The organism is Streptomyces sp. YS-3 (assembly GCF_045257485.1).
Lineage (GTDB): Bacteria > Actinomycetota > Actinomycetes > Streptomycetales > Streptomycetaceae > Streptomyces.
Map to the genome: position 1 here is coordinate 1 of NZ_JBJHPC010000314.1, position 8,541 is coordinate 8,541.

Annotated in this window: 9 protein-coding genes and 1 riboswitch; of the genes, 5 read left to right on the forward strand and 4 right to left on the reverse strand. The window is 72.0% G+C overall.

All coding sequences use genetic code 11. The annotated features are described in order from the left end of the window. Positions 1–753: hypothetical protein (locus ACJA3G_RS23190; protein WP_406554965.1), on the reverse strand; the 753-nt coding region annotated here is incomplete at its 3' end. A 143-nt stretch (positions 754–896) separates the two neighbouring features. Between ACJA3G_RS23190 and ACJA3G_RS23195 the strand changes: the two genes are divergently transcribed. Both ACJA3G_RS23195 and ACJA3G_RS23200 read left to right on the forward strand, forming a co-directional pair. Continuing rightward, positions 897–1,223 (forward strand): hypothetical protein, encoded by a 327-nt coding sequence (locus tag ACJA3G_RS23195; protein ID WP_406554957.1) that lies wholly within the window; start codon positions 897–899, stop codon positions 1,221–1,223. A 2-nt stretch (positions 1,224–1,225) separates the two neighbouring features. Next, positions 1,226–2,407: a glutathionylspermidine synthase family protein gene (locus ACJA3G_RS23200; RefSeq protein ID WP_406554958.1), complete on the forward strand. Its 1,182-nt coding sequence runs from the start codon at positions 1,226–1,228 to the stop codon at positions 2,405–2,407. Between the two features lie 44 nt (positions 2,408–2,451). Here the strand turns inward: ACJA3G_RS23200 and rocD are convergent, their stop codons facing one another. Then, on the reverse strand, positions 2,452–3,660 hold the full coding sequence (rocD, locus tag ACJA3G_RS23205; RefSeq protein ID WP_406554959.1) for an ornithine--oxo-acid transaminase: 1,209 nt from the start codon (positions 3,658–3,660) through the stop codon (positions 2,452–2,454). Positions 3,661–3,770: 110 nt separating this feature from the next. Beyond that, positions 3,771–3,860: riboswitch (ZMP/ZTP riboswitch) on the forward strand. A 26-nt stretch (positions 3,861–3,886) separates the two neighbouring features. On the opposite strand from rocD, the gene glyA reads away from it, so the two are divergent. The 3 genes from glyA to ACJA3G_RS23220 all read left to right on the forward strand — a co-directional run bounded on the left by glyA (position 3,887) and on the right by ACJA3G_RS23220 (position 7,132). After that, positions 3,887–5,173 (forward strand): serine hydroxymethyltransferase, encoded by a 1,287-nt coding sequence (gene glyA / locus ACJA3G_RS23210; RefSeq protein WP_406554960.1) that lies wholly within the window; start codon positions 3,887–3,889, stop codon positions 5,171–5,173. A gap of 191 nt (positions 5,174–5,364) precedes the next feature. Beyond that, complete coding sequence (gene trpS, locus ACJA3G_RS23215; protein ID WP_406554961.1) at positions 5,365–6,375, forward strand: tryptophan--tRNA ligase; 1,011 nt, start codon at positions 5,365–5,367, stop codon at positions 6,373–6,375. A 160-nt stretch (positions 6,376–6,535) separates the two neighbouring features. Next, the gene (locus ACJA3G_RS23220; protein ID WP_406554962.1) at positions 6,536–7,132 is read left to right on the forward strand and encodes a 2'-5' RNA ligase family protein; all 597 of its coding nucleotides are present in this window, start codon (positions 6,536–6,538) and stop codon (positions 7,130–7,132) included. Positions 7,133–7,185: 53 nt separating this feature from the next. On the opposite strand, the gene ACJA3G_RS23225 is transcribed toward ACJA3G_RS23220, so the two are convergent. Both ACJA3G_RS23225 and ACJA3G_RS23230 read right to left on the reverse strand, forming a co-directional pair. After that, positions 7,186–7,941, reverse strand: a complete 756-nt coding sequence (locus tag ACJA3G_RS23225; RefSeq protein ID WP_406554963.1) for a decaprenylphospho-beta-D-erythro-pentofuranosid-2-ulose 2-reductase — start codon at positions 7,939–7,941, stop codon at positions 7,186–7,188. A gap of 39 nt (positions 7,942–7,980) precedes the next feature. Continuing rightward, positions 7,981–8,541 (reverse strand): D-arabinono-1,4-lactone oxidase (locus ACJA3G_RS23230; RefSeq protein WP_406554964.1); only part of this gene is annotated, 561 nt, incomplete at its 5' end.

The following is an 8,541-nucleotide window of genomic DNA, read 5'->3' on the forward strand; positions in this document are numbered from 1 at the left end:
ATCCCCGCCGTCGCCGTCGTTACCGACCCCCGCTGCAGCGCCGACGTCAGCAGCAGGAACGCCGCGCCCCCGCCCAGCAGCAGCGCGTATCCCCGCCGTCGCCGTCGTCACCGACCCCCGCTGCAGCGCCGACGTCAGCAGCAGGAACGCCGCGCCCCCGCCCAGCAGCAGCGCGTACAGCGCCGGTTCGGTGAGGTCGAGGGAGTCGATGAGCCGGACCGCGACCTCCACCACCCCGAAGCCGCACCCCGCGCCGAGCCCGAGCACCAGGGCCCGGGCCCGTCCGGGCAGGCGTCCGGCGACCGCCCCGGCCAGCAGGATCGCCGCCGCGACCGCGAGCAGTGCCCAGGGCAGCGCGGCGGGCCCGGCCTCGTGGCCCTCCTCGCCGGACGCCAGCCCCAGCATCGCCAGCCCGGCGCAGACGACCCCGACCGCCACCCACTCCGTACCGGACAGCCGTACCGCCAGTACCCGCGCCGAGACCACCGCCGTCACCGCCAGCGACGCGGCCAGCGCCGCCCCGACCGCGTAGATCGGGACGGCTCGCAGCGCCACGATCTGGAGGACGAAGCCCAGCCCGTCCAGACCGAGCCCGGCGATGTAGCGCCACTGCCGCACCGCCCGCAGCAGCAGCGCCGGATCGACCCCCGTCTCCCCGGACCCGGCGGCCGGCCCGGACGCCGCCCGAGCCGCGACGGCCTGAAGAACGGTCGCGGTGCCGTAGCAGACCGCCGACCCCAGCGCACAGATCATCCCAAAGAGCACAGACGGACTGTAATGGAAGGGAGTTCGCAGGGCAGGAGCAGGAGGATTCCTCGTCCCCGAGGAGCGGGAACTAGGGTGTGGCCGGTTTACGTCCCAGACATACGTACGGTTCGCGAGGGGGAGGTCCGCACATGCGCAGACTCAGGTCCACCACGGTGGTGCTCGGCGGCATGGGGGTACTGGCCGCCACGCTGACGGCGTGCTCCCACGAGCCGGACCGCCGCTGCGTCGACCCCGTCACGCACAAGGAGCTCCCCAAGTACGAGTGCAAGGACGGCGGCCACGGGTCGTACTACTACGGCGGTCACGTCCGCAACGGCACGGTCTACGGCGGCTCCTTCCGCTCCCGCTCCGGTTCCGGTTCCTCCGGCTCCTCGGGGTCCTGGACCTCCGCCGGTTCCTCCGGAGGCGTCGACCGGGGCGGTATCGGCGGCCACTCCGGCTCGGGCGGCGGCTGAGGATGCAGCGGCACCGCATCGACCCGCGCCCCGGCTGGCAGCAGACCGTCGAGGCCCAGGGGCTGATCTACCCCCTCACCCGCTACCCGGACGGCTCGCTCCGCCCGTACTGGGACGAGAGCGCGTACTACTCCTTCACCCTGCCCGAGGTCGAGGCGCTGGAGGAGGTCGTCGAGGAGCTCCATGCGATGTGCCTGGCCGCAGCCGCGCACATCGTCGAGCGGAATCGTTTCGCCGAACTGGGGATCACCGACCCGGCGCTCACCGCCCGGGTCGCCGAGTCCTGGCACCGCCGCGCCGAACTCCCCTCGATCTACGGCCGGTTCGACCTGCGCTACGACGGTACGGGCCCGGCCAAGATGCTGGAGTACAACGCCGACACCCCCACCTCGCTCGTCGAGGCCGCGAGCCCGCAGTGGTTCTGGATGGAGGAGCGCTTCCCCGGCGCCGACCAGTGGAACTCGCTCCACGAACGGCTGATCGCCGCCTGGAAGCGGCAGGCCCCGCTGCTCCCGCCCGGCCCGCTGCACTTCGCCCACTCGGACGACGACGAGCTCGGCGAGGACCTGATGACCGTGGCGTATCTGCGCGAGACCGCCGAGCAGGCGGGCATCGAGACACAGGCGCTGTCGGTGGAGCGGATCGGCTGGGACGGTCTGACCGGCCGTTTCGTCGACGAGCGCCTCCGATTCATCCGCAGCTGCTTCAAGCTCTACCCGTGGGAGTGGCTGACCACCGACCGGTTCGCCCCGCACGTCCTCGAAACCCTGGACAACGGCGGCGGCACCGGCAGCACCTGCTGGATCGAGCCGGCCTGGAAGATGCTGCTCTCCAACAAGGCACTGCTGGCGGTCCTGTGGGAGCTGTACCCGGGCCACCCGAATCTGCTGCCCGCCTACCTGGACGGGCCGCGCGAACTGGCCGGCGCCGGCGGTTACGTCTCCAAGCCGCTGCTCGGCCGGGAGGGCGCCGGGGTCGAGATCCACCACCCCGGCGCGCCGCCCGTCCGGCGCGACGAACCCGCCTGCTACCAGGCCCTCGCCCCGCTCCCCGACTTCGAAGGCAACCGGGTCGTGCTGGGCGCCTGGGTCGTCGAGGACGAGGCGGCGGGCCTGGGCATCCGCGAGTCGTCGGGCCCGATCACGGACGAGTACGCCCGGTTCGTCCCGCATGTGATCCGCTAGCGGGCGGGGCCGGGCCTGTCCGGCCCGGCCCCGCCGCCCCGGTCCTACTCCTGGCCCAGCACCGCCCTCAGCTGGTCGAGCCCCCAGTCCAGGTCCTCCTTGCTGATCACCAGCGGCGGGGCGATCCGGATCGTCGAGCCATGGGTGTCCTTGACCAGGACGCCCCGGTCCATCAGCCGTTCGGAGATCTGCCGGCCCGTCCCGAACGCCGGGTCGATGTCGACACCCGCCCACAGGCCGCGCCCACGCACCGCCCGGACCGCGCTGGTGCCGGTCAGCAGGCCCAGCTCGTGGTGGAGGTGCTCACCGAGCTCGGTCGCCCGCTGCTGGTACTCCCCGGTGCGCAGCATCGCGATCACCTCCAGGCCGACCGCGCACGCCAGCGGGTTGCCGCCGAAGGTCGACCCGTGCTCGCCGGGCCGGAACACCCCGAGCACCTCCGCCGAGCCCACCACCGCCGAGACCGGCACCACCCCGCCGCCGAGCGCCTTGCCCAGCACATACAGATCGGGCACCACGCCCTCGTGCTCGCACGCGAACGTCTTCCCGGTCCGCCCGAGGCCCGACTGGATCTCGTCCGCGATGAACAGCACGTTCCGCTCGCGGGTCAGCTCCCGTACGCCCGGCAGATATCCGGCCGGCGGCACCAGCACCCCGGCCTCGCCCTGGATCGGCTCCAGGAGCACCGCCACGGTGTTCTCCGTGACGGCCGCCGAGAGCGCGGTCAGGTCCCCGTACGGCACGATCTCGAAGCCGGGGGTGTACGGGCCGTAGTCCGCGCGCGCCTCGGGGTCCGTGGAGAAGCTGACGATCGTGGTCGTGCGCCCGTGGAAGTTGTTGGAGGCGACGACGATCTTCGCCATCCCGTCCGGGACCCCCTTGACCCGGTACCCCCACTTCCGGGCGGTCTTCACGGCCGTCTCCACGGCCTCCGCCCCGGTGTTCATGGGCAGGACCATCTCCTTGTCGCACAACTGTGCGAGCTGCCCGCAGAACTCGGCGAACCGGTCGTGGTGGAACGCCCGGGACGTGAGCGTCACTCTCTCCAGCTGCGCCTTGGCCGCGTCGATCAGCCTGCGGTTGCCGTGTCCGAAGTTCAGCGCCGAGTACCCGGCGAGCATGTCGAGGAAGCGGCGCCCCTCGACATCGGTCATCCACGCGCCCTCGGCCGAGGCGACGACGACGGGCAGCGGATGGTAGTTGTGCGCACTGTGGGCCTCGGCAGAGCGGATGGCGTCCGATGTAGTCGACACGGGGTCTCCGTTTCATCGTGCGGCGTGGGACGGGGTAGGGCCCAGTTTCTCTCGTCGCTCGGATGCTGGACGGGGAAACCTTGATTCCCGGTGTGCCCGTTAGGGTGGGTGGTACGTACGGCGACTGGCGCACGGGGAAGCGACCCCGGGGAAGCCGTGCGTGCCACGCGCACGAGGTGCCGCCCGCCTGGGTACCCCGGGACCACCACGGACCCCGGAGGACGCCATGAGCCAGCCCGTTTCCCACCCCGCCGTTTCCCACCCGGCCCTCTCCGCCACGGACCCCGAACTCGCCGCGCTCGTCGCCGCCGAGGAACGGCTCCAGTCGGAGACCCTGCGGCTGATCCCCAGCGAGAACTACGTCTCGCAGGCGGTCCTCGAAGCCTCCGGCACGGTGCTGCAGAACAAGTACAGCGAGGGCTACCCGGGGCGCCGGTACTACGAGGGCCAGCAGAACATCGACCAGGTCGAGACGCTCGCGGTGGAGCGCGCAAAGGCGCTGTTCGGCGTCGAGCACGCCAACGTCCAGCCCTACTCCGGCTCGCCCGCCAACCTGGCCGTCTACCTCGCCTTCGCCGAGCCCGGGGACACCGTGATGGGCATGGCGCTGCCGATGGGCGGCCACCTCACCCACGGCTGGGGCGTCTCCGCGACCGGCAGGTGGTTCCGGGGCGTCCAGTACGGCGTACGCCACGACACCGGCCTGATCGACTTCGACGAGGTGCGCGAACTCGCCCTCAAGGAACGACCGAAGATCATTTTCTGTGGCGGCACCGCCCTGCCCCGCACCATCGACTTCGCGGCCTTCGCGGAGATCGCCCGGGAAGCGGGCGCCGTCCTGGTCGCCGACGTGGCCCATATCGCGGGCCTGATCGCCGGCGGCGCCCACCCGTCCCCGGCCCCGTACGCGGACGTGATCTCCACGACCACCCACAAGACCCTGCGCGGCCCGCGCGGCGCCATGCTCATGTCCCGCGAGCAGCACGCCAAGGCCATCGACAAGGCCGTCTTCCCCGGTCTCCAGGGCGGCCCGCACAACCAGACCACCGCCGCGATCGCCGTCGCCCTGCGTGAGGCGGCCCAGCCCTCGTTCCGCGACTACGCCCGGTCCGTCGTCGCCAACGCCCAGGCCCTCGCCGAGCAGCTCCTCGCGCGCGGCTTCGACCTGGTCTCCGGCGGCACCGACAACCATCTGATCCTCATGGACCTCACTCCCAAGGACGTCCCGGGCAAGGTGGCCGCGAAGGCCCTCGACCGGGCCGGGATCGTCGTCAACTACAACACCGTCCCGTACGACCCCAGGAAGCCGTTCGACCCCTCGGGCATCCGGATCGGCACCCCCTCCCTCACCTCGCGCGGCCTCGGCACCGAGCACATGGCGGCCGTCGCCGACTGGATCGACCGGGGCGTCGGCGCGGCCCGCACCGGCGACGAGGACGCCCTCGCGGCGATCCGGGACGAGGTGGCCGAGCTGATGGCCGCGTTCCCGGCACCGGGTCTGCCCACGGAGTAGGCGCCACCGCGCCGGGAGCGGGCTGCGGCAGGCCCCGGGGGAGGGACGCGCTGTGTTCCTCCTCACTGGGGCCGGACCGGTTCCTGTCCACAAGGGTTTCGGAGCTGTCGGCGGCACCTGAGAGAATAATGAGCATGGCCTCTGATCGCCCGCCCGTCGCCCACCACCACCCTCAGGGGAATGGCTCCGCCATGCTGCATCGCCCGCGTGTGCTCTCCGGAATCCAGCCCACCGCCGGCTCGTTCCACCTCGGCAACTACCTCGGCGCGGTCCGCCAGTGGGTGGCGCTGCAGGAGTCCCACGACGCGTTCTACATGGTCGTGGACCTGCACGCGATCACCGTTCCGCAGGACCCCAAGGAGCTGCGCGCCAACACGCGGCTCGCCGCCGCCCAGCTCCTCGCCGCCGGGCTCGACCCGGAGCGCTGCACGCTCTTCGTGCAGAGCCATGTGCCCGAGCACGCCCAGCTCGCCTGGATCATGAACTGCCTGGCGGGCTTCGGCGAGGCCTCCCGGATGACGCAGTTCAAGGACAAGTCGGCCAAGCAGGGTGCCGACCGCGCCACCGTCGGCCTCTTCACGTACCCGATCCTCCAGGTCGCGGACATCCTGCTCTACCAGGCCAACGAGGTCCCGGTCGGCGAGGACCAGCGCCAGCACGTCGAGCTCACCCGCGACCTGGCCGAGCGCTTCAACGGCCGGTTCGGGGAGACGTTCAGGATCCCGGCGCCGTACATCCTCAAGGAGACGGCGAAGATCTACGACCTCCAGGACCCGTCGATCAAGATGAGCAAGTCGGCGTCCACGCCGAAGGGCCTGATCAACCTGCTCGACGAGCCGAAGACCACGGCCAAGAAGGTCAAGAGCGCGGTCACCGACACGGACACGGTGATCAAGTACGACGCCGAGAACAAGCCGGGCGTCTCCAATCTGCTCACCATCTACTCCACCCTCACCGGCAGGACGATCGCCGAGCTGGAGACGGAGTACGAGGGCAAGATGTACGGGGCGCTGAAGACGGACCTCGCCGAGGTGATGGTGGAGTTCGTCACGCCGTTCCGGGACCGGACCCAGGAATATCTGGACGACCCCGAGACGCTGGACTCTGTCCTGGCCAAGGGTGCGGAGAAGGCGCGGGCGGTCGCCGCCGAGACGCTGGCCACGGCATATGAGCGGGTCGGGTTCCTGCCCGCCAAGCACTGAGCCGCGCCGAGGCGCGGAGTGCGGGGGGCGCGCTCGGGCCCATGGGACCGACGGCCCGGCCGACGGCCCCGCCGAGGGCTCTGGCCAGAAGGGCCGGGCGCCCGCCACACTGCACACTGACGGACACAGACGTACCCGGACAACGACGGAGGAGAACGACGTGGGGACCGTAACGCTCGGCGTTTCGATCGCGGTCCCGGAGCCGTACGGCAGCCTGCTCCAGGAGCGGCGCGCGGGCTTCGGTGATCCCGCCGCGTACGGGATTCCCACGCACGTCACCCTTGTGCCGCCGACCGAGGTCGACGCGGCGCGGCTGCCCGCGATCCGGGCCCATCTGGCCGAGGTCGCGTCGGCCGGGCGCGCGTTTCCGATGCGGCTGTCGGGGACGGGGACGTTCCGGCCGCTGTCGCCGGTGGTGTTCGTGCAGGTCGTCGAAGGCGGGGCGGACTGCGCGTGGCTGCAGCAGCGGGTGCGGGACGAGGCCGGGCCGCTCGTGCGTGAGCTGCACTTTCCGTACCACCCGCATGTGACGGTGGCGCACGGGATCTCCGAGGAGGGGATGGACCGGGCGTTCGAGGAGCTGGCGGGGTTCGAGGCCGAGTGGACGTGCGGCGGGTTCGCGCTGTACGAGCAGGGCCCGGACGGGGTGTGGCGCAAGCTGCACGAGTACGGGTTCGGGCTGAGCGGGGTGCCGGCGCAGGGCGGGTCGAGGGACGAGCCGTGCGGGTCGCGGGACGAGCCGTCGGTGCGGGCCTGAGGCTCCGGGGCTGAGGCTCCGCCGGCGTTGAGGATGCCTCCTCGCGCCCCCGCCTACACCGGCAGGCGCCGGAACAGCGGTCTCGGTACGTGGCGCAGCGCGGACATCACCACCCTCAGCGTCCCGGGCACCCACACCACCTCCGCCCGTCTGCGCAAGCCCGACTCGATGGACTCCGCCACCGCCTCCGGCGTGGTCGCCAGCGGGGCTTCCGGGAGGCCGGTCGTCATCTTGGTGCGGACGAAGCCGGGGCGTACCACCATCACGTGGACGCCCGAGCCGTGGAGCGCGTCGCCCAGGCCCTGGGTGAAGGCGTCCAGGCCCGCCTTGCTGGAGCCGTAGATGAAGTTGGCGCGGCGGGCGCGTTCGCCCGCCACCGAGGAGAGGACCACCAGGGAGCCGTGGCCCTGGGTCCGCAGGGCCTTCGCGCAGACCAGGGAGGCCGAGACCGCGCCCGTGTAGTTGGTCTGCGCGACCCGTACCGCCGCCAGCGGCGATCCCTCGTCCCGTTCCTGGTCGCCCAGGATTCCGAACGCCAGCAGGACCATGTCGATGTCGCCCTGGGCGAAGACCTTGCCCAGGACCCGTTCGTGCGCCTCGGCGTCCAGCGCGTCGAAGGCGAGCGTGTGCACGTCCGCGCCGAGATCGCGCAGCTCCGTCGCCGCCGCGTCCAGCGCGGGCGAGGGGCGGGCGGCCAGCCAGACCGTACGGGTGCGGCGGGCCACCAGGCGGCGCGCGGTGGCCAGGCCGATCTCGGACGTGCCGCCCAGGATCAGCAGGGACTGGGGGGTGCCGAACGCGTCCTTCATCTCGTGACTCCTCGTAACTCCGGGCGGGCGGGCGGTCCTTCAGAGGTGCAGTCGGCGGGAGAGGTCGGAGACGAAGACCCCGTCCGGGTCCAGTTCGCGGCGCAGGGCGCGGAACGCGGGGAGGTGGGCGTACATGGACTCCAGGACCTCGGGGCGGACGCGGGAGTCCTTCGCCAGGTAGATCCGGCCGCCCGCGCTCGCCACCTCCTCGTCCAGTGCGTCCAGGAACCGGGCCAGGCCCGGCAGGCCCGCCGGGATGTCCAGGGCGAGGGTCCAGCCGGGGAGCGGGAAGGAGAGCCAGCCGGGGTCGGCCTCGCCGAAGCGCTTGAGGACCGCGAGGAAGGAGGGGCAGCCCCGGCGCGCGATCCGGTCCACCACCCGGCGCAGTGTCTCCTCCTGCCCGTGGCCGACCACGAACTGGTACTGGACGAAGCCGCCCCTGCCGTAGATCCGGTTCCAGTGCGGGACGCCGTCCAGGGGGTGGAAGAACCGGGCGATCGACTGGAGTTCCCCCGTCCGGTGCCGGGGGGCCCGGCGGTACCAGAGTTCGTTGAACGCCGACACCGAGGCGCGGGTCAGCAGGCCCCCGGGGAGGTGGGC

What these genes read in the sequence shown, in the direction of transcription:
- ACJA3G_RS23225 (WP_406554963.1), bottom strand. Translation starts at nt 7,941, where the DNA reads ATGAAGGACGCGTTCGGCACCCCCCAGTCCCTGCTGATCCTGGGCGGC.
- glyA (WP_406554960.1), top strand. Translation starts at nt 3,887, where the DNA reads ATGAGCCAGCCCGTTTCCCACCCCGCCGTTTCCCACCCGGCCCTCTCC.
- trpS (WP_406554961.1), top strand. Translation starts at nt 5,365, where the DNA reads ATGCTGCATCGCCCGCGTGTGCTCTCCGGAATCCAGCCCACCGCCGGC.
- ACJA3G_RS23200 (WP_406554958.1), top strand. Translation starts at nt 1,226, where the DNA reads ATGCAGCGGCACCGCATCGACCCGCGCCCCGGCTGGCAGCAGACCGTC.
- ACJA3G_RS23195 (WP_406554957.1), top strand. Translation starts at nt 897, where the DNA reads ATGCGCAGACTCAGGTCCACCACGGTGGTGCTCGGCGGCATGGGGGTA.